Below are 20,201 nucleotides of genomic sequence, written 5' to 3'. Positions count from 1 at the left end.
CGGGTGACGTAAGTGAAGACCTCCGGGACGATGTGAGTTACCACACACCACGTCGTCACCGGAGGTCTTCGTGACTCACGCTAATGCCCCGTTCACTCCAACGGGCAGAGAACGCCTTGCTCGGCTGATCGTCGTCGATGGTTGGCCGGTCCGTCGGGCCGCGGAACGGTTCCAGTGCTCGCCAGCGACGGCAGCGAAGTGGGCTGCACGATACCGAGCGGGCTTGTCGATGGCCGACCGGTCGTCGAGGCCGTTGTCGAGTCCGACCAGAGTCCCGTCCCGGCTGGAACGCCGCATCCTCGCGTTGCGGGTCACCCGGCGGTGGGGACCGCACCGGATTGCGTTCCACCTGGGCCTGGCCCGCTCGACAGTCGGACGTGTCCTGGACCGGTTCCGGATGCCGCTGCTGCGCAACATTGACCAAGCAACCGGGCTCCCGGTTCGCCGGCCGACTCCGGTGCGATACGAGAAGTCCCGGCCGGGTGAGCTCGTCCACGTCGACATCAAGAAGCAAGGCCGCATCCCAGATGGTGGCGGCTGGCGCGCTCACGGACGCGGGTCTGCCCAGGACCGCGCCGCCGGCTCGAATCGTGATCGTGCTGCTCGTCGGGGCGGTCGCGCCTCTCGCGGATACCGGTTCCTGCACCACGCGGTCGATGATCACTCCCGGCTGGCGTATTCAGAGATCCACGACAACGAACTCGGCGCCACCGCTGCCGGGTTCTGGGCCCGCGCAAACACGTTCTTCGCCGCCGCGGGGATCCATGTCGAGGCCGTGATGACCGACAACGGTGCGTGTTACCGATCCCGCGACTTCGCGACCGCCCTCGGTGACGCGAAGCACCGCTTCACCAGGCCCTACCGGCCGCAGACCAACGGGAAGGTCGAGCGGTTCAATCGGACCCTCGCCGCGGAATGGGCCTACGCCCGTCACTACGACAGTGATGCAGCCAGAACCGCGACCTACGCGGACTGGCTGCATCACTACAATCACCACCGACCACACACCGGCCTCGGCGGCCAAACCCCATCAGATCGCGTTCACAACCTCACGGGGAACTACACCTAGGCGCGGCGGTCCCGTGCTCGGCTCAGGCCCCGCGGGCCTTGAGTCGTTCGTAGTACTCGACGTCGCTCTTGTCGCGGCGCGTCCCGAGCAGCCACTCGACGACGAGGGCGACGACGCCCGCACCGACCAGGGCCACGACCCAGATCCAGGTGGCGTCGTACCGCCACCCGGCCCAGGTCAGTGCCTCCCACAGCACGGCAGCGGCGATACCGCCCACGGCGGGCCCGATCAAGACGCCACGACTGGCGCGCCAGGGCAGGACCACGTGCGCGATCCCGCCGATGATCAGGCCGCCGAGGACGGCGAAGAGCAGTTCCACGTCGTCAGGCGACGAAGCCGATGCGGCGTGCCTCTTCCGCGCCGACCTCGACGTACGCCAGGGCGGCGACCGGAACGATGAAGCGACGGCCCTTCTCGTCCTGGAGCGACAGGTGCGTCGCCTTCGACGCGAGGGCCTCAGACACGGCCTTCTCGATCTCGTCGGCGGTCTGGGCGGTCTCGAACGCGATCTCGCGCGGGCTGTTGATGATGCCGATCTTGATGTCCACGAGCACAGCGTATCCGAGCGGTCCCGGAGGACATCGGACGTTCGCCGCGGGCGCACTCGGCGGCCCGGGTGCGCGCCGCGCCCGCGTCGGGCCGGGTGGTGTCGGCGGTCGTGGGTACCGTACGAGCGTGCCGCAGACCACGCTGACGCCAGCCCCCGCAGACGTCGGCGTCGCACGCGCCCTGGTCGACGACCCGACCCAGACCGCCGTGCTCGCGCTGCCCGACGGCCGGCACGCGGCGGTCATCGGCGCTCCCGGCACGGGCAAGACGACCACGCTCGCCCGGCTCGTCGCCGACCGGTTGCGCCGGCCGGACGCGATCAGCCCCGACGGGCACGCCACCGTGCTCGCGCTGACCTCGTCGCGGACCGCTGCCACTGCCCTGCGTGACCGCCTCGCCGCCGCCGTCGACCGCGTGGTGCCCGGAGCGCTCGCCCGGACCGTGAACTCGTTGGCCTTCCAGATCGTCGCGCACGCCGCCGCGGTCCAGGGGCAGGAAGCGCCCACGCTGCTGACCGGTGGCGAGCAGGACCGCATCATCGCCGACCTGCTCGCCGGTCACGAGCTCGACGGCACCGGTCCGGACTGGCCCGAACCCATCACCGCGGTGGTGCGCGAGCGCGCCGGGTTCCGGACCGCGCTGCGCGACGTCATGATGCGTGCGGTCGCGGTGGGCGTCGAGCCCGAGGACATGCGCGAGCTCGGCGACGAGGGCGGTCGACCCGAGTGGCGGGCCGTCGGTGACTTCGTCGACGAGTACCGGGCCTCGGTCACCGCGTTCCGCGCGACCAGCCTCGACTCCGGCGAGCTCGTCGCGTTCGCCACCGCGGCCGTGCTGCGCGGGGAACTCCCGGCGAGCATCGCCGCCCTCGGACTCATCGTGGTCGACGACACCCAGGAACTCGTCGAGGGCGAGGTGGCACTGCTCGGTGCGCTCGCCCGGTCCGGCGTGCAGGTCGTCGCGTTCGGCGACCCGGACATCGCCGCCTCGGCGTTCCGCGGGGCCGAACCGGACGTGCTCGGGCGCCTGGCCGTGCGGCTCGGCGTGGACCGGGTCGACGAACTCTTCCTCGGCACCGTGCACCGGTACCCCGCGCCGATCCGGTCGTTGGTCTCCGGGATCACGGGGCGCATCGGCACGGCAGCGGCCGGTCGGCAGCGCGCGGCGACGGCGAGTGACGAGGACGCCCGAGCCGACGCCGTCGTGCACCTCGAGGCGGCGAGCCGGTCGGCGCTGCTCGTCGCCGTCGCCCGACGGCTCCGCGAGCACCGTCTGCTCGACGGTGTGCCGTGGCACCGGATGGCCGTCGTCACCCGCAGCGGCGCCGCGATCCCCGAGCTCGTGCGTGCGCTCTCGGTGGCCGAGGTCCCCGCGACCGCCGGTGCCGCGCCCGTCCGCCCCCGTGACGACTCGGCGGCGCGGGCACTGCTCGACGCCGCGGCGGTCGCCCTCGGGGTCCTGCCCCTCGACGCCGCCCTGGCCACCGCGTTCGCCACCGGGCCGCTCGGCGGACTCGACACCCTGGCGATGCGCCGGCTGCGGCTCGCCCTGCGGCGCGAAGAGCTCGCCGGCGACGGCACCCGCACGGCCGACGAACTCCTGATCGACGCGCTCGGTGCCCCGGAGCGTCTGGCCACGGTCGACGCCGGCTTCGCCAGACGGGCGACACGACTCGCGCGCAGCCTGGTGCAGGCACACGCCGACGCCGAGGCCGGGTCGAGCATCGAGGAGATCCTCTGGGGCCTGTGGGAGCGCAGCGGCCTCGCGAAGTCGTGGGGCGGGCAGTCCGCAGCCGGCGGGGTCGGAGCCGGCGAAGCGGACCGGCACCTCGACGCCGTCGTCGGCCTGTTCACCGCCGCCAAGCGGTTCGTCGAACGCACCCCGGACGCCCCGGCCCGGGTGTTCGTCGACGACCTGCTCGGCGCCGACCTGCCCGAGGACTCCATCGGCCCCGACCGCACCGCCGGCCGGGTCCGGGTGCTCACCCCCTCGGCGACGATCGGACTCGAGTGCGACGTCGTCGTGGTGCTCGGACTGCAGGACGGCGTGTGGCCGAACACCCGGGAGCGCGGCAGTCTGCTCGACCCGGACGGCCTGGTCCGTGCGGCGTCGGGGGCCGAGCGTTCGCCGATCGACGACCGCGCCGCGGTGGTCGCCGACGAACTCCGCTTGTTCGCCCGCGCCGTCTCCCGCGCGACCACGCAGGTCGTGATCGGCACCGTCGCCAACGACGACGAGTCCCCGTCGCCGTTCGTCCGCCTGGTGCCGGTGCCGCCGGACCGGCAGCCGACCGTGCACCCGCTGTCCCTGCGCGGACTGGCCGGGTCCCTGCGACGTCGGGTCGTCCTGTCCGGCGACCACGAGGCCGCCTCGGCGTTGGCCCGGTTGGCCGAGGCCGAGGTCCCCGGGGCCGCACCGGACGACTGGTACGGCCTCGCCGAGCCCACCACCGACGAGCCGCTGGTCGACCTCGACGCCGACCCTGTGCCCGACGTCGAGGGCGGCGAACCCGTCGCACCGACCGTGTCCGTCTCACCGTCGCGCATCGGCACGTTCGAGGAGTGCCCGGTGCACTGGTTCGTGCAGACCTTCGGCGGCGGTGCGCCGAGTCCGGCGATGGGGATCGGCACGATCGTGCACGAGGCGATGGAGCACGCGACCGAGATCGACGTCGAGTCGCTGTGGGAACGGGTCGAGGCCCGGTGGGACGAACTGACCTTCGAGTCGCCGTGGGTGGCCGATCGGGAACGCGCGCGCACCCGCCGCATGATCGAGGGGCTCAGCGACTACCTGCGGACCTTCGCGGGCGCCGGCCGCCGGTTGCTCGGCGCCGAGACCTCGTTCGCCCTGGTCACCGGCCCCGCCCGGATGCGCGGCAGCATCGACCGCATCGAGGTCGATCCCGAGGGCCGTGTCAGCGTCGTGGACCTCAAGACCGGACGCTCGATGCCGAGCGAGAAGAACGACATGCCGGAGCACCCGCAGCTCGGCGCGTACCAGCTGGCGATCGAGGACGGCGCGGTCGAGGGCGTTCCGGCCGGCTCGCCCATGACGGACGCCCGACTCGTGTTCGTGCAGAACCCCCGCGGCGGGCAGGCCTACTCGGAGCGCACCCAGCAAGCGTTCGACGCCGAGGCGCGCGACGCCTACCGGGAACGCCTGCACGGGGTCGCGCGCGGCATGGCCGGACGGACCTTCCTGGCGAACGTGGACGACCACTGCGAGAAGGCCCGGACCGGCGTCGAGTGCCGCATCCACGTGGTCTCGGAGGTGACCTGGTGACCGAAACGACCGACACGACGGACGTCCTCGTTGCGCCTGTGGTCCAGCACGGCGCCGACGCCATCGCCGACGCCCTCGGCCGCCCCCGCCCGACCGCACAGCAGCGCGCCGTCATCGAGTCCCCGCTCACCCCCGCCCTGGTCGTCGCCGGAGCCGGCAGCGGCAAGACCGAGACGATGGCGTCGCGGGTGGTCTGGCTGCTCGCGAACGGCATGGTCCGCCCCGACGAGGTCCTCGGCCTGACCTTCACCCGCAAGGCCGCCGGCGAGCTCTCGGTGCGCATCAACGACCGCATCCGTGCACTCGAGGACGTCGGCCTGATCACCCCGGGCGACGCCTTCGAAGCGCCCACGGTGTCGACCTACAACGCGTTCGCGAACGCCGTCTTCCGCGAGAACGCCCTGCTCGTCGGCCGCGACGGCGAGTCGCAGGTCCTGACCGAACCGTCCGCCTGGCAGCTGGCCCGCCGCGTCGTGGTGGCCGCGCGTGACGACCGACTGGCCGGACTCGACCGCGACGTCGACACGCTCACCGCGGCCGTCGTGGCGCTCGCCGGGGCCACGTCCGAGCACCTCGTCGAACCCGAGGACCTCCGCCGGTTCGCCGTCGAGTTCTCCGACCTGCTCGAACTGCCCGGCAACCGTGGCAAGCCGTACAAGGCGATCACCGACGCCGTCGCCGCGATCGGTGCGCTGGAGCCCCTCGCCGACCTGGTCGCGGAGTTCCGGCGGCAGAAGGTCGACCGCGGCTTCGTCGAGTTCTCCGACCAGATCGCCCTGGCGCTCGCCGCGGCCGAGTCCGCGCCGCGGGTGGTCACGGACCTGAGGCAGCGGTTCGGCGTCGTGCTGCTCGACGAGTACCAGGACACCTCGGTGGTGCAGACCCGGTTCCTCGCCCGGCTGTTCCGCGGGCACTCGGTGATGGCCGTGGGCGACCCGCACCAGTCGATCTACGGGTTCCGCGGTGCGAGTGCCGCGAACCTCGCACGCTTCCCGCACGACTTCGGCGGCACCGAGCCGGATGCGGTCCGGCCCGTGACGTTCGCGCTGTCGACGAGCTGGCGGAACCCGGTCGACGTCCTCGCGGGGGCGAACGCGATCGTGGCGCCGCTGTCCGAGGCATCCGAGGTCGACGTCGAGCGCCTGTCACCGCGACCCGGTGCGGACGCCGGGACGGTCCGGGCGGTGTTCCCGGAGACCCTGCCGGAAGAGGCCGACGAGGTCGCCGCCTGGTTCCAGGGCCACCGGAAGCGGAACCCGACCGGGTCGATGGCCCTGCTGCTCCGTGCCCGCAAGGACCTGGCGTCGTTCACCGCGGCGCTCGGAGCGCGTGCTGTGCCCTTCCACGTGCTCGGCACCGGCGGTCTGCTCCAGCGCCCCGAGATCGTGGACCTGGTCGCGTGCCTGCGGGTGCTGCACGACCCGGCTGCCGGCAACGACCTCATCCGGTTGCTCGCGGGTGCCCGGTGGCGGGTGGGCGCGGCGGACGTCGTCGCCCTGCACCACCTCGCGCGGTGGCTGTTCCAGCGCGACCACACGCAGCAGCGGCTCGACGACGAGCTGACGGCGGCGTTCCGCGCCTCGGTGGCTGCGGGCGAGCACGGTTCGATCGTCGACGCCCTGGACTTCGTGGCGACCGCACCGGACGAGCACGGCGCGCTCGAGGGCATCACGCCCGCCGGCCGCAGCCGGATGCGGGCGCTCGGCACGCAGCTCGCGATGCTGCGGTCGCGGGCCGGCAGCGACCTGGTCGACTTCGTGACGCTCGTGATGCAGGAGATGCGGCTCGACATCGAGGTCGCGGCGCACGAGCAGGGCAGCGGGGCGTACCTCGACGCCTTCATCGACGAGCTCGCCGGGTTCGTGTCCACCGACGACCGTGCCGACCTCGGCTCCTTCCTGGGGTGGATCGACGCCGCCGCCCGCCGTGACGACATGGGCCCGCGCTCCGAGGAACCCGAAGCCGGCACGGTCCAGATCCTGACGATCCACGGGTCGAAGGGCCTCGAGTGGGACGCCGTCGCGGTGCCGCGCATGGTCGAGGGCGGACTGCCCGCGCGGCCGCAGGAGGGCTCGTCCGGGTGGCTCGGCTTCGGCCGGTTGCCGTACGAGTTCCGGGGGGACGGCGCCGAGCTGCCGAGCCTGGCGTGGCGCGGGCAGGAGATCCAGAAGGACGTCACGACCGCGATCGACGCCTTCAAGGAGCAGGTGAAGGCCCGCAACGAGGACGAGGAACGCCGACTCACGTACGTCGCGCTGACCCGTGCCCGCCACGACCTGCTCGTGTCCGGTTCGTTCTGGGCCGGCGGCGTGCGCCCCACCGAGCCGAGCCCGTACCTGCACGACCTGGTCGAGGCCGGGGTCGTCGACGGCACCGCGATCCCGGAGACCACCGTGCACGACGAGAACCCCCTCGGCGAGGACGGCGCCCAGCAGCTCTGGCCGCACGTGCCGTTCGGGCAGCGGGCGCCCCGGGTGCTAGCGGCGGCCGAGCGGGTCCGGAACGCCAACCCCGGTGCCTCCGGCCGGTACGCGGCCGACATCGACCTGCTGCTCGCCGAACGACGCGCGACCCGGAACGCGAAGCACGCGGTCGTGGTCCCGCACCGCGTGCCGGCCTCCGGCTTCAAGGACTACCTCACCGAGCCGGACAAGGTGGCCGAACGCCTGCGGCGGCCGATGCCGGAGCGCCCGTACCGAGCGACCCGGCTCGGTACGCTCTTCCACCAGTGGGTGGAGCAGCGTGCCCGGACGGGCGGGTCGCTCGAGACGCTCGACGTGTGGGGCGACGAGCTCGACCTCGACGCCGACGACCTGGTCGACGCCTCGCCGGACGCCGTGGTCACGGACGACGACGCCCGACGGCTGGCCGACTTCCAGGCCACCTTCGCCCGCTCACGGTGGGCCGGCCGCACGCCGGTCGAGGTCGAGCGCGAGATCCACATCCCGTTCCTCGGGCACAGCGTCGTCTGCAAGCTCGACGCCGTCTACGAGATCGACGGGCGTGCCGAGGTCGTCGACTGGAAGACGGGCAAGGCGCCGTCCGGTGCCGACGACCTGGCCCGACGGACGCTGCAGCTCGCCCTGTACCGGGTGGCCTACGCCGAGTTCACCGGTCGACCGCTCGACCAGGTCGACGCCGTGTTCTACTTCGTCGCGGACGACCTCGAGGTGCGTCCGACCGAGCTGCTGGACCGTGCCGGACTCGAGCGCGCCTGGACGGCCGCGATCGGCTGACCGACGAGGGGTCGCGACATCCCGCGGCGTGCACGGCGACCGGTCACAGGCCGTCAGTGCGCGGCTCGCCGGCCGACGGTTCGTGGCCGGTCGGTGCTCGGAAGGCGGGGAGTCGTGACCGCTCGGTGCCGGACGCGGGCGGGGAGCGCGCCGCGCCCAGCCCGCCACCCGGGAGGCCCGGTGCCGGTCTCGCGGACCGGCACCGGGCCTCCAGGCAGTCGCGCTCACCGCCCAGCGCGACCGCCACTGGTCACGACAGCCCGTCGGCGGCTGCGGACTGGTCGTGGACGGTCGCTCGAACGCGGGGCAGACGACGTTACGTGACCGCTCGGCAGAGGTGAGCGCGGCACACGAGCCGGAACGTCGGAGCGGAGGTCAGCCGTGTCGGCGTTCGGTCGACGACAGCAACTGCTCGACCTCGCCGATCTCCATCGTCTCGGGGGACACCGACTGCAGCGGCTCCGCGCTCGGCGCGTGCACCGCGTCGACCAGCCGGTGCATCATCGCGACCGCGTCGTCGACGACCTCGGTGCTCTTCGCCTGGACGCCGTGCAGCAGCCAGTGCGCCGTCTCGAGTTCGTGGTGCACCCGGGCGCGCTGTGCGAGCTGACGGTCGCGTCCGCCGCCGTTCGCCTCGTAGGCGCTCAGGACGGTGTCGAAGGCGTCGCGTCGGCCGGCGAGCACCCAGGCGAGGTCCTTGGCCGGGTCGCCGAGTCGGAGCTCGCCCCAGTCGAGGATCCCGCTGACGGCGTCGCCGTCGACGAGCAGCACGCCGGTGCCGATCGATCCGTGCACGACGGTCGGGGTGAACTGCCACAGCTGCTGGTCGCGCGCGGCACCCTCCCACCGTTCGACCAGGGCGGCGGGCACGAGCTTGGTGGCGACGGCGCGGTCCATCACGGACACTGCGGAGCGCAGCACCTCGAACGGGGTGAGCGACGGCAGGCCGGCGTCCGAGACGAAGCTCGTCGGGAGCTGGTGGATCGCGGCGAGGGCGCGGCCGACGCTCGTGGCGAGCTCGGGGCGCTCGGCGAACGACGCGAGCGTCGGGTGCGCGCCCGGCAGTCGGGTGGTGACGATGGCGCGGGTCGATCCGATCGGCGCCTGACCGCGGTACTCGGCCACACCGAACGGGAGGCGCGTGCGGATCCCGGCGCTCAGCGCACGGATCGCGACGAGGTCGGCCGACTGCCGGGCTTCCGCCCGCTGGTTCCGGGGACGTCGGATGACCGTCAGGGCGCCGTCGGCGTCGCGGAGGAGAGCCGACTCGTAGTCGCCGGCCGCGGCCGAGCCGAGCGTGCGCGTGCCCGTGACGACGAGACCGGGCACGGCCGTCGTCGCCAACGCGGCTAGAGTGAACTGGGATCCCGCCATGCCCCTCAGGGTAGGTGCGTGACGCCTGCACCGGTGCACGCCACGCTGTTCCCGAAGCCTTCCCAGTACGCCTTGCCGCACGCCCCGCCCGCAGGCCTCGCCTGCACCTGAACCGAGGAGCCCTCTGCCGTGACCGTCGAGTTCGCCTCCCGGCTCCCGCTGTCCCGCAACGAACTCGACCGCGACGCCGAGTTCCGCACGACGTCGGACCTCGACCGGGTCCTGCGCGAGGACTCAGCGACCCGGTACCTGCCGGTGCACGGCTCGGAGATGCTCCGGAACGCCGACGGAACCCTGCGGTTCGTGACCGCGGCCGACGTGCCGGACGGCACCGTGACGCTGTACCTCGGCCGCGCCGTGTCCGACGCTGCCGACGCCCCCGCCGGCACCCGCTTCGTCGCGGCCCTCGTCGACGACGCCACCGCGTCGGCCATCGAACCGTCCGACGACGCGTGGGAGAGCCTGCGCATGTTCGGCACCGAGCTGTCCCCGCGCGACCAGGGCCTGGCGGTCGAGGCCGTGGCGATGGCGAACTGGCACGCCGTCCACGGCTTCTCGCCCCGCACCGGGTCCGCGACCGACGTCGTCACCGGCGGGTGGGTGCGCCGCGACCCTGAAGGACACGAGCACTTCCCGCGTACCGACGCCGCGATCATCGTCGGTGTCGTCGACGCCGACGACCGCATCCTGCTCGGCTCGAACGCCGCGTGGGACGCCGACCGCTACTCGCTGCTCGCCGGGTTCGTCGAACCGGGGGAGTCGCTCGAGGACGCCGTCCGCCGCGAGGTCTTCGAGGAGTCCGGCGTGCACGTCGAGGAGCCCGAGTACCTCGGCTCGCAGCCGTGGCCGTTCCCCGCGTCGCTGATGGTCGGCTTCCGTGCCCGCGCAGTGGACGGCGACCCGTCCACTGCCCGGCCCGACGGCGTCGAGATCCTCGACGTGCGCTGGTTCTCGCGCGAGGACATCCGGGAGCGCGCGGGGGACACCCTGCTGCTGCCCGGTCGGACCTCGATCGCCCGCGCCATCATCGAGGAGTGGTACGGCGGGCCGCTGGACCTGCCGTGAGCAGTGCTGGTGGTGGGCCGGTGCCGGCTGGCGCTGGTCCGGGCGGTGCAGGCGGTTCGGCCGGTTCGGCCGGTTCGGCCGAGGTCCGTCCGCCGTCGCCCGATGAACTCCTCGCCGCTCTCGACACCGAGCAGCGCACCGTCGCCCGGACCCTGCTCGGCCCCGTCGCGGTCCTGGCGGGCGCCGGCACCGGCAAGACCCGTGCGATCACCCACCGCATCGCCTACGGCGTCGCGACCGGCACCTACGCACCGAACCACGTCCTCGCGCTGACGTTCACCACCCGCGCCGCCGGGGAGCTGCGGTCGCGACTCCGCTCGCTCGGCGCCGGCACGGTGCAGGCGCGCACCTTCCACGCTGCGGCGATGGCGCAGCTCAGCTACTTCTGGCCGGACACCGTCGGCGGGCACGCGCCGAAGATCGTCGAGTCCAAGGGCCGGATGATCGCGCACGCCGCGGACACCGTCGGGATGTCGGTCGACACCCCGGTGCTGCGCGACCTGGCCGCCGAGGTCGAGTGGCGCAAGGTGCAGATGCTCTCGCTCGAGGAGTACGAGGCTGCCGCCGCCGAAAGGGTGATGCCGCGCGACACCTCGCCGCGCCGGGTGATCGACCTGATGAAGGCCTACGAGCGCCTGAAGGACGACCGCCGACAGCTCGACTTCGAGGACGTCCTGCTCGCCACGCTCGGCATGGTCGAGTCGGAGCCGCGGGTGGCGTCCTACGTGCGGCAGCAGTACCGGTTCTTCGTGGTCGACGAGTACCAGGACGTCTCGCCCGTGCAGCACGACCTGCTGCGGGCCTGGCTCGGCGGCCGCGACGACCTGTGCGTCGTCGGCGACGCCAGCCAGACGATCTACTCGTTCGCCGGTGCGTCGAGCGACTACCTGCTCGGCTTCGGCTCGGAGTTCCCCCGCGGCTCGGTCGTGCGACTCGAGCGGAACTACCGCTCCACCCGCGAGGTCGTGCACGCCGCCAACGCCCTGATGCGCGGGCAACCGGGCGCGCTCGACCTGGTCGCCCAGACGGAAGAGTCCGGTCCCGACCCCGTCGTTGTGCCGTGCGTGCACGACGGCGACGAGGCGCAGACCATCGCCCGACGGATCGCGGAACTCGTCGCCGGCGGAGCGTCGTACGGCGACTGCGCGGTGCTGTTCCGCGTCGGCGCCCAGTCCGCGGCCCTCGAGTCCGCGCTCGGCCGCAACGGCATCCCCTACCGGGTGCAGGGCGGTACGCGCTTCTTCAACCGGCCCGAGGTCAAGCTCGCGGTGCACCACATGCGCGGCGAGGCGATCCGGCAGACCGACGACGAACTGACCCGCCGTGTCCGCCTCGTGCTGCAGGTCAGTGGGTGGACGTCGACCGCCCCCGAGGGCACCGGCGCCGTCCGCGAGCAGTGGGAAGCGCTGCAGGCGATCATGGGCCTGGCCGAGGACGCCCCCGCCGGCACGACCATGCAGCAGTTCACCCAGGACCTGGTGGACCGTGCCGCGACCCACCACGAGCCCGAGGTCGACGCCGTGACCCTGGCGACCCTGCACTCGTCCAAGGGACTCGAGTGGCCGAACGTGGTCATCGCCGGTGCCGCCGAGGGCCTCCTGCCGATCTCGCACGCCACCACCGACACCGAGGTGGACGAGGAACGTCGCCTGTTCTACGTCGGCCTGACCCGCGCCCGGCGGACCGTGACGATCACGTGGTCGAGACAGGGTTCCACGCGTGGGGGAGCCCGCGCTCCGAGTCGGTTCCTGGCAGTGCTCGGCACGCGCACCGCGGATGGGGCGGCACCGACCACCGGCTGACGGCCAGGTCGTCGCGGTCGAACACCACCTGGTCCGGGTCGGCACGTTGCGACCGGAGCGGCAGGCGCTGCACGAGCAGCCGGGTGGTGGCCGCGGCCACCGCGGCGGACCGCCACGGTGACAGCGGCGCCGGTGGTCGTCCCCACAGCTGCGACGCGATCGCGGGCCACGCCGGGTCGTCGTCCACGCGTGCGAACTCCGCGCACTGGAGGCACGGGCCGGCCCCCGGGACCACGAACGGCCCGAGGCGGATGCGGCCGTCGCCCACCACCACAGCCAGGTGCGGCACGCCCCTGCGGGTCCAGGCTGCGCGGAGCGCGGGGTCGACGACGTGGTCGGCGACCACCACGGCGAGCCGGGGTTCGTGCTCCGGCAGCTCGACCGGGCCGCCCCGCGGGGACGATGTCCGCGCGACGGTCACGCCCTCACCGGACAGGTGGGCCGCGATCGTGTCCGCCAACCCGCCGGCCCCGTGCACCTCGACCCGTTCGAGCGGTTCGGGCAGGACGTCGATCACCGCGGGGGACGCCGCACCGAGCACGCGCGCGGCGACGTCCGGTGGGCAGCCCGAGGTGACGGCGAGGCCACTCAGCGCTTCGCGCCCCGTCTCACGCCGCAGGGCACTGAGGAACCGTTCCTCGCCCGTGGTCGGGACGTCGACGACGGCACGAGGCGGATCGACCCCGAGCTGCACCGTCGTCGGGTCGCGCCAGACGAACTCGAGTGTCGGATCGATGCGGATGCCCATGACCCCACGGTGCCCGAGTCGGGGGCACGCGTGGGGCCGGGTGGTGGATCTGTGGAGAACTCGACGGTGCCGGACTCAGCGGGGCTGGTCGCCGGGGCGGTCCTCGTCGGTGCCTGTCTCGTCGGTGCCCGGGGCGCCGTCGTCGATGCGGCCGGACTCGTCCTCGTGCGGACGGGCGCCGGTGGCGTCGTTGAGCAGGTCCTCGAGCGCCTTGTCGAACGCGTCGTCCTCCTCGGTCTGCGCGGGGTTCCGCAGACGGGCGACCAGGGCGTCCGGTGCGTCGACGTCGTCGGACGTGGGGACGAGGTCGAAGTGCGACCAGAGTGCGTCACGCTGCTCGGCACCGAGCTCGTCCGTCACCCGCTGCCACATCGCGGCGGCCTCGCGCAGACGGCGGGGTCGCAGTTCGAGGCCGACGAGCGTCGCGAACGCGGACTCGGCGGGTCCTCCGGCTGCCCGGCGACGGCGGACCATCTCGGCGATGGCGCCGCTCTTCGGCAGCCGGACGGTGGCGGCGGCGGTGACCGTGTCGACCCAGCCCTCGACGAGCGCGAGCATGGTCTCCAGCCGTGCCAGCGCAGCGTCCTGCTCGGGCGTGCGCGGCGGGATGAGCGCACCGGAGGCGAGCGCGTCCCGCAGCTGCTCCTGGTTGGTCGGGTCGATGTCCGCGGCGAGCTCCTCGACGCGGTCGAAGGGGATGTGGATGCCCCGTGCGTAGTCCGTGATCGACGAGATGATGTGCAGTCGCAGCCACCGCGCCGAGCGGAAGAGCCGTGCGTGCGCGAGTTCGCGGACCGCCAGGTAGATGCGGACCTCGTCCTCGGAGACGTCGAGTCCCTCGGCGAACTCGGCCACGTTCTGCGGCAGGAGTGCTGCGACCTGCTCGTCCAGCAGCGGGACACCCACGTCGCCGCCGGACACGACCTCCTTCGACAGCTGGCCGACGACCTGGCCGAGCTGGATGGCGAAGAGGGCACCGCCGACGCCGCGCATCGCCTTCGAGACGTCACCGAGCATCGCCTTGAGTTCTTCGGGAGCACGCTGGTCGATGGCCTCGGTCAGTGCATCGGCGATGCTGAACGCGACGGGCTCGGCGATCTGGGTCCACACCGGAACCGTCGCCTTCGCCCACTGCTCCCGCGTGTACAGGCTCGGGGTGGCGGTGAGCTCGGCCACGGTCGTGACCTCGTCCAACCAGAGGGCGGCGACCTGGAACGCCTGGTCGGCCGCCTGCGAGGCCACCGGGTCGACGGCGTGGCCGCCCTCGCGGGCGATCGCGGTGGCGCGCTCGGCGGTCGCGGAGAAGTCGATGCCGTCACCGCCGGACTGCGCGGCACGCTGCAGCTGGCTCATCAGGTTCGCGACGAAGGCCGGGTCGTTCGGCAGGCCGGCCGCACCGGCGAGCTGCGACGGGTCGATCTGGCCCTCGCCCGAGAGCAGCTTGCGCAGCATCTCCTGGAAGTCGTCGTCCGGCCCCGGCTGTGGTTCATCAGGCATGCCGACTACGCTAATCGCTGCTCACGGGGCCGCACCTGGGATGCCCCCGTGGGAACGCCCGAACCGCTGCGCCGAGGGCGAACAGTCCCGCCGCACGGCGCGGACGACCGCCCCGCCGTCAGGCCCGGCGACCGCCCCTGGAAGGACCCCGCGTGACCCTCTTCACCCCCGCGCCCCGTCGTCGTTCGCGTGCCAGGACCGTCGGGTGGGCGTTCGTGATCGGTGCCGTCGTGCTGGGGATCCTGGCGAGCGTGCTGCCGAGCCCGTACCTCATCGAGGTCCCCGGACCGGTCTACAACACCATCGGGACCCAGAAGCAGGGGACGGGCAAGGACGCGAAGGACGTCAAGCTGATCCAGGTCTCCGGGCACGAGACCTACCCCACCGCCGGGGCGCTCGACATGCTGACGGTCGGCATCCAGGGCGACGCGACGAACCGTCCGTCGTGGACCAGCGTCGTCCGGGCGATCTTCACGAAGTCCGAGGCCGTGATCCCGGTCGAGGCGATCTACCCGACCGGCACCACGACCGAGCAGGTGAACCAGCAGGACTCCGCCGACATGCAGGCGTCGCAGCAGTCCGCAGTGGCCGCAGCACTGATCCAGCAGGGGAACGACCTGCCGACCGAACTCGAGGTCGGTACCGTGCAGCCCGGCTCGGCTGCCGACGGCCCGATCGAGAAGGGCGACGTCATCACGGCCTTCGACGGCACCTCGCTCACGACGAACGCCGACGCCACCTCGCTGCGGGAGCTCGTCGCGAAGCACGGCACGTCGACCCCGGCCACCGTCACCATCGAGCGCGACGGTGCGACGAAGGACGTCCGGGTGACCCCGCGCGACGAGCAGGGCACCGCGCTCCTGGGCGTCGGCGTCACGGAGAAGTACGACTTCCCGTTCGACGTCTCGATCAAGCTGCAGGACGTCGGTGGCCCCTCGGCCGGCATGATGTTCGCGCTCGGGATCATCGACGAGATCACACCCGGCAAGCTCAACGGCGGCAAGCACGTCGCGGGGACGGGCACGATCACCGCCGACGGCGAGGTCGGAGCCATCGGCGGCATCCGGCAGAAGCTCTACGGAGCGCGGGAAGCGGGGGCGACGGTGTTCCTCGCCCCGGCCGACAACTGCGGCGAGGTCGTCGGGCACGTGCCGGACGGGCTCGACGTCTACAAGGTGTCGACGCTCGACCAGGCCGTCACCGACCTGCAGACCATCGCCGACGGGAAGAGCACCGCGAAGCTCGTCCGCTGCGGTTCCTGACCGGGTTCCTGAGTCCTCGCACAGTTTCACAGTCCGCCCGGTCCAATAGGATCAGTGCACTGACGGCCCGCCGCGAGCCGGGCCCGCCGGTCCGACACGTCTGGAGCACATCAAGTGACGACAACCTCGTCCACCTCGGGGCGGCGTTCGCCGCGGGTCCCGATCGTGGTCACGATCATCGTGCTGGCCGCACTGGTGATCGGCTTCTTCATCTTCGCCAGCCTGTACACCGACTACGCGTGGTTCGCGCAGCTCGGGTTCCAGCAGGTCCTCACGACGCGGTGGATCGCAGGGACCCTGATGTTCCTCGCGGGCTTCCTGGGAATGGCGATCCCGGTATTCCTGAGCATCGGACTGGCCTTCCGGTACCGCCCGGTCTACGCGAAGCTCAACTCGCAGCTGGACCGGTACCAGCAGGTCATCGAACCGCTGCGCCGCGCCGTCATGATCGGCATCCCGGTGGTGCTCGGCATCTTCGCCGGGCTGTCGACCTCGGGGCGCTGGAGCATGGTGCTCGAGTACTTCAACCGGACCCCGTTCGGCAAGACGGACCCGCAGTTCGGCATGGACATCGGCTTCTACGTCTTCGAGCTGCCGTTCTGGCGCTCGATCGTGGCGTACTCGTCGGCCGTGGTGCTGATCGCGGGGCTCGCCGCCCTCGCCGCCTGCTACCTGTACGGCGCGCTGCGCTTCGGGGGACGTGAAGTCCGGATCTCCCGAGCAGCGCGCATCCAGCTCGCCGTCACCGCTGCGCTCTACATCGCGCTGCAGGCCGTCAGCCTGTGGCTCGACCAGTACGCGGCGCTCACCAAGTCGAACTCGCTCATCACCGGTGCGCAGTACACCGAGGTCAACGCGGTCATCCCGGGTCGCGAGATCATGGCGGGCATCGCGGCGATCGTCGCGATCCTGTTCATCGTCACCGCGGTGATCGGCCGCTGGCGCATCTCGATCGTCGGCACCGGCCTGCTGCTCGTCGCCGCGATCGTCATCGGGGGCATCTACCCCTGGATCGTCCAGCGCCTGCAGGTCAAGCCCTCGGAGCGTACCTACGAGTCCGCGTACATCGAGCGGAACATCAAGGCCACGCGGGACGCCTACGGTGTCTCCGACGTCAAGGAACAGAACTACGACGCCACGACCGAGGCCAGCTCCGGCGCCCTCGCGCAGGACGCCCAGACGACGGCGAACATCCGCCTGATCGACCCGAAGATCGTCTCCGACACCTTCAGCCAGCTGCAGCAGTACCGGCAGTACTACCAGTTCCCGGACGAGCTCGACGTCGACCGGTACGACGTCAAGGGCGAGACCGAGGACACCGTCATCGCGGTGCGCGACATCGACCTCGACGGCCTGAGCTCGGCCGCGAACACCCAGTACAACCGGGCGTTCGTGTACACCCACGGCTACGGCGTGACCGCGGCCTTCGGCAACCAGCGCGCGAGCGACGGCAAGCCGGTCTTCCTCGAGTCGGGCATCCCCTCGAACGGTGCGCTGGGTGACTTCCAGCAGCGCGTGTACTTCGGCGAGACCTCGCCGGCGTACTCGATCGTCGGCGCGCCGAAGGGTTCGAAGGACGTCGAGCTCGACTACCCGTCCGGATCCGACGACGACAACGGCGGCAACGCCACCACGACGTACTCCGGCGACGGCGGACCGAGTGTGGGCAACTTCTTCAACCGACTCGTCTACGCGGCGAAGTTCCAGTCGGAGCAGGTCCTGCTGTCGGACGCGGTCAACAAGGACTCGCAGATCCTCTACGACCGCGACCCGATCACGCGTGTCCAGAAGGTCGCGCCGTACCTGACGGTCGACAGTGACGCCTACCCGGCGATCGTCGACCACCGCATCCAGTGGGTCGTCGACGGCTACACGACGAGCGATGCCTACCCGTACTCGCAGAGCCAGAGCCTGTCGGACAGCATCGCCGGTTCGGAGTCCTCGGCGTACCGCACCGACCAGGTCAACTACATCCGCAACTCGGTGAAGGCCACGGTCGACGCCTACACGGGCAAGGTGACCCTCTACGCGTGGGACACCAAGGACCCGGTGCTGAAGACGTGGGAGAAGATCTTCCCGACGTCGGTCAAGTCGGTGTCGAGCATGAGCGCCGAGCTGCTGGACCACGTCCGCTACCCGACGGACCTGTTCAAGGTGCAGCGGTCGATCCTCGGCACCTACCACGTCACGAACGCGAACTCGTTCTACTCGGGTGACGACGCATGGAACACACCACAGGAGCCCACGACCACGGGGTCGACCGACACGGATGCGAGCGCCGCCGACACGTCGACGACCACGAACGCCCTGGGCGCGCAGACGACGACGACCGCGAGCAAGGCGAACCTGCAGGATCCGTACTACCTGACGATGAAGGTGCCGGGGCAGGAGACCGCGTACAACCTGTACACGACCTACATCCCCCAGCAGTCCGCCGGCGCGAACAACCGCAACGTGCTGACCGGCTACCTGGCCGCCGACTCCGACGCGGGAGGTGCAGGCAAGGGCAAGAAGGCGTCGGGCTACGGCAAGCTCACGTTGTTGACGATGCCGAAGACCGACAACATCCCGGGCCCGGCGCAGGTGCAGAACCTGTTCAACTCGGACACCACGGTGTCGCAGGAGCTGAACATCCTGAAGCGCGGCAACTCGACGGTGAAGCAGGGCAACCTGCTCACCCTTCCGGTCGGCGGCGGCTTCCTGTACGTGCAGCCCGTGTACGTGCAGTCGACGTCGAGCGGTTCGTACCCGCTGCTGCAGAAGGTGCTCGTCGCGTTCGGCGACAAGATCGCGTTCGAGGACACCCTCGACGAGGCACTCAACTCGCTGTTCGGCGGTGACTCGGGTGCTGCTGCCGGAGACTCCGATGCCAGTGGTTCGGGGAGCGACTCCGGTTCGTCCGGGTCGGGCTCGTCCGACTCCGGTTCCGACTCGGGCTCCGGGTCGACCGGTGGCTCGACCGGTTCGGGCACCACGGACAACGACGCACTGCAGCAGGCGCTGTCCGACGCGAACGACGCCCTGCAGGACCGTCAGCAGGCCTACGCCGACAACGACCTGGTCGCTGCAGCCGAGGCCGACAAGCGCCTGCAAGAGGCGATCGAGGCCGCGACCGCAGCCGAAGACGGCAGCTGACACGCCGTGGCGGGGCACACGATTTGTGCCCCGCCACGACCGTGTGTAGGCTATTCAATGTGCCGCGGGGTGGAGCAGTTCGGTAGCTCGCTGGGCTCATAACCCAGAGGTCGTAGGTTCAAATCCTGCCCCCGCAACCAAGCGTCACACGAAAGCCCCGGTCCGAAAGGACCGGGGCTTTCCTCGTTCCCGGGATCCTCCACGCCGGAACGCTCCGCAGTGCGCCGGTACGCTCGGCGGATGGGCACCCTCACGATCGCCGCCGCGCAGTTCGCTCCCGTGGACGACCCGGTGGCCAACCTCGAGACCGTCCGGACCGCGGCGGTCGACGCAGCGGCGCGGGGAGCGGCGCTGCTCGTCACGCCGGAGTACTCGTCGTACTTCACCGCCGACATCGACGACCGGTTCGTCGCCGCAGCGCAGCCGCTCGACGGCCCCTTCGTGTCAGGGCTGCGCGACATCGCCCGCGACACCGGTGTCGCACTGATCGTCGGGATCGCCGAGACGACCGACGCCGAGACGACCGACGCCGAGTCGACGGAAACAGCGACGACCGACGCAGCGACCGCGGACGAACCCACGCGCTTCCGCAACACCCTGGTGGCAGTGCTCCCCACCGGCGAGCTCGCGGCGACCTACCGGAAGGTGCACCTCTACGACGCCTTCGGGTCGCGGGAGTCCGACCGCATCGAGTCCGGCGACCCGGAGCAGCTGCCGGTCTTCGAGTTCGAAGGCCTCCGGATCGGGCTCGAGACCTGTTACGACCTGCGTTTCCCCGAGGTCACCCGCCGGCTGGCAGCGCCCGAGCACGGTGCGGCCGACGTCGTCGTGCTGCCGGCCGAGTGGGTGCGTGGCCCCGGCAAGGAACACCACTGGCGGACCCTGCTCACCGCGCGGGCGATCGAGAACACCGTCTGGGTCGTCGGTGTCGGCCAGACGCCGCCGATCGGCATCGGCGCCTCGGTGGTGCTCGACCCCTCCGGTGTCGCCGTGGCGTCGGCCGGCTCTGCGCCCGGCAAGCTCGTCGCGACCGTCGACACCGCTGTGACCGAGGCGGTCCGGCAGGTCAACCCGTCGCTGGCACTCCGCCGGTACGACGTCGCGCTGCGCGCCCGGCCTGGAGGCACGGCTCGCCCCTGACCGGCAGGTCCCGTCCGATCCGTGGTCGCGACTGCGCCGGTG

General features: G+C 71.7%; 13 protein-coding genes and 1 tRNA gene. 9 read left to right on the top strand and 5 right to left on the bottom strand.

Features of this window, described 5'->3' with window-relative positions:
- Positions 1 to 70: 70 nt before the first annotated feature.
- Complete coding sequence (locus EDF53_RS13830; protein ID WP_123294091.1) at positions 71 to 1,069, top strand: IS481 family transposase; 999 nt, start codon at positions 71 to 73, stop codon at positions 1,067 to 1,069.
- A gap of 22 nt (positions 1,070 to 1,091) precedes the next feature.
- Here the strand turns inward: EDF53_RS13830 and EDF53_RS13825 are convergent, their stop codons facing one another.
- On the bottom strand, positions 1,092 to 1,388 hold the full coding sequence (locus EDF53_RS13825) for a hypothetical protein (protein ID WP_123294090.1): 297 nt from the start codon (positions 1,386 to 1,388) through the stop codon (positions 1,092 to 1,094).
- Positions 1,389 to 1,392: 4 nt separating this feature from the next.
- The gene (locus tag EDF53_RS13820; RefSeq protein WP_111084998.1) at positions 1,393 to 1,617 is read right to left on the bottom strand and encodes a DUF3107 domain-containing protein; all 225 of its coding nucleotides are present in this window, start codon (positions 1,615 to 1,617) and stop codon (positions 1,393 to 1,395) included.
- 127 nt (positions 1,618 to 1,744) lie between these two features.
- Between EDF53_RS13820 and EDF53_RS13815 the strand changes: the two genes are divergently transcribed.
- The gene (locus tag EDF53_RS13815) at positions 1,745 to 4,900 is read left to right on the top strand and encodes a UrvD/REP family ATP-dependent DNA helicase (protein ID WP_185021047.1); all 3,156 of its coding nucleotides are present in this window, start codon (positions 1,745 to 1,747) and stop codon (positions 4,898 to 4,900) included.
- The gene (locus EDF53_RS13810; RefSeq protein ID WP_123294088.1) at positions 4,897 to 8,136 is read left to right on the top strand and encodes an ATP-dependent DNA helicase; all 3,240 of its coding nucleotides are present in this window, start codon (positions 4,897 to 4,899) and stop codon (positions 8,134 to 8,136) included. The genes EDF53_RS13815 and EDF53_RS13810 overlap by 4 nt, the downstream gene beginning before the upstream one ends.
- A gap of 375 nt (positions 8,137 to 8,511) precedes the next feature.
- Here the strand turns inward: EDF53_RS13810 and EDF53_RS13805 are convergent, their stop codons facing one another.
- On the bottom strand, positions 8,512 to 9,510 hold the full coding sequence (locus EDF53_RS13805) for a phosphotransferase (RefSeq protein WP_123294087.1): 999 nt from the start codon (positions 9,508 to 9,510) through the stop codon (positions 8,512 to 8,514).
- 129 nt (positions 9,511 to 9,639) lie between these two features.
- Between EDF53_RS13805 and nudC the strand changes: the two genes are divergently transcribed.
- Both nudC and EDF53_RS13795 read left to right on the top strand, forming a co-directional pair.
- Entirely contained in the window at positions 9,640 to 10,575 is a 936-nt protein-coding gene (gene nudC, locus EDF53_RS13800; protein WP_123294086.1) for an NAD(+) diphosphatase, read from the top strand.
- On the top strand, positions 10,572 to 12,377 hold the full coding sequence (locus EDF53_RS13795) for an ATP-dependent helicase (RefSeq protein WP_260215722.1): 1,806 nt from the start codon (positions 10,572 to 10,574) through the stop codon (positions 12,375 to 12,377). The genes nudC and EDF53_RS13795 overlap by 4 nt, the downstream gene beginning before the upstream one ends.
- Here the strand turns inward: EDF53_RS13795 and EDF53_RS13790 are convergent.
- Both EDF53_RS13790 and EDF53_RS13785 read right to left on the bottom strand, forming a co-directional pair.
- Positions 12,268 to 13,125 (bottom strand): TOMM precursor leader peptide-binding protein, encoded by an 858-nt coding sequence (locus EDF53_RS13790; RefSeq protein ID WP_123294084.1) that lies wholly within the window; start codon positions 13,123 to 13,125, stop codon positions 12,268 to 12,270. The two genes, EDF53_RS13795 and EDF53_RS13790, sit on opposite strands and share 110 nt — an antisense overlap.
- Positions 13,126 to 13,200: 75 nt before the next feature.
- Positions 13,201 to 14,622 carry a zinc-dependent metalloprotease gene (locus EDF53_RS13785; protein ID WP_123294083.1) on the bottom strand — a complete coding sequence of 474 codons (1,422 nt, stop codon included), beginning with the start codon at positions 14,620 to 14,622 and terminating at the stop codon, positions 13,201 to 13,203.
- A gap of 152 nt (positions 14,623 to 14,774) precedes the next feature.
- Between EDF53_RS13785 and EDF53_RS13780 the strand changes: the two genes are divergently transcribed.
- The 4 genes from EDF53_RS13780 to EDF53_RS13765 all read left to right on the top strand — a co-directional run bounded on the left by EDF53_RS13780 (position 14,775) and on the right by EDF53_RS13765 (position 20,159).
- Complete coding sequence (locus EDF53_RS13780) at positions 14,775 to 15,884, top strand: PDZ domain-containing protein (protein WP_260215719.1); 1,110 nt, start codon at positions 14,775 to 14,777, stop codon at positions 15,882 to 15,884.
- A gap of 165 nt (positions 15,885 to 16,049) precedes the next feature.
- On the top strand, positions 16,050 to 19,019 hold the full coding sequence (locus EDF53_RS13775) for a UPF0182 family protein (protein WP_185021046.1): 2,970 nt from the start codon (positions 16,050 to 16,052) through the stop codon (positions 19,017 to 19,019).
- Positions 19,020 to 19,082: 63 nt separating this feature from the next.
- Positions 19,083 to 19,159 (top strand) — tRNA-Met (locus EDF53_RS13770).
- Positions 19,160 to 19,259: 100 nt separating this feature from the next.
- Positions 19,260 to 20,159 (top strand): carbon-nitrogen hydrolase family protein, encoded by a 900-nt coding sequence (locus EDF53_RS13765; protein ID WP_123294081.1) that lies wholly within the window; start codon positions 19,260 to 19,262, stop codon positions 20,157 to 20,159.
- The last annotated feature ends 42 nt before the right edge of the window (positions 20,160 to 20,201 follow it).

The organism is Curtobacterium sp. PhB78 (assembly GCF_003751685.1).
Classification (GTDB): domain Bacteria; phylum Actinomycetota; class Actinomycetes; order Actinomycetales; family Microbacteriaceae; genus Curtobacterium.
This window is presented reverse-complemented; position numbering and strand designations above follow the sequence as displayed.

Bases quoted from the DNA above. Each gene is read 5' to 3' on its own strand.
- EDF53_RS13805 (WP_123294087.1), bottom strand. From the start codon at position 9,510: ATGGCGGGATCCCAGTTCACTCTAGCCGCGTTGGCGACGACGGCCGTG.
- EDF53_RS13765 (WP_123294081.1), top strand. From the start codon at position 19,260: ATGGGCACCCTCACGATCGCCGCCGCGCAGTTCGCTCCCGTGGACGAC.
- EDF53_RS13790 (WP_123294084.1), bottom strand. From the start codon at position 13,125: ATGGGCATCCGCATCGATCCGACACTCGAGTTCGTCTGGCGCGACCCG.
- EDF53_RS13785 (WP_123294083.1), bottom strand. From the start codon at position 14,622: ATGCCTGATGAACCACAGCCGGGGCCGGACGACGACTTCCAGGAGATG.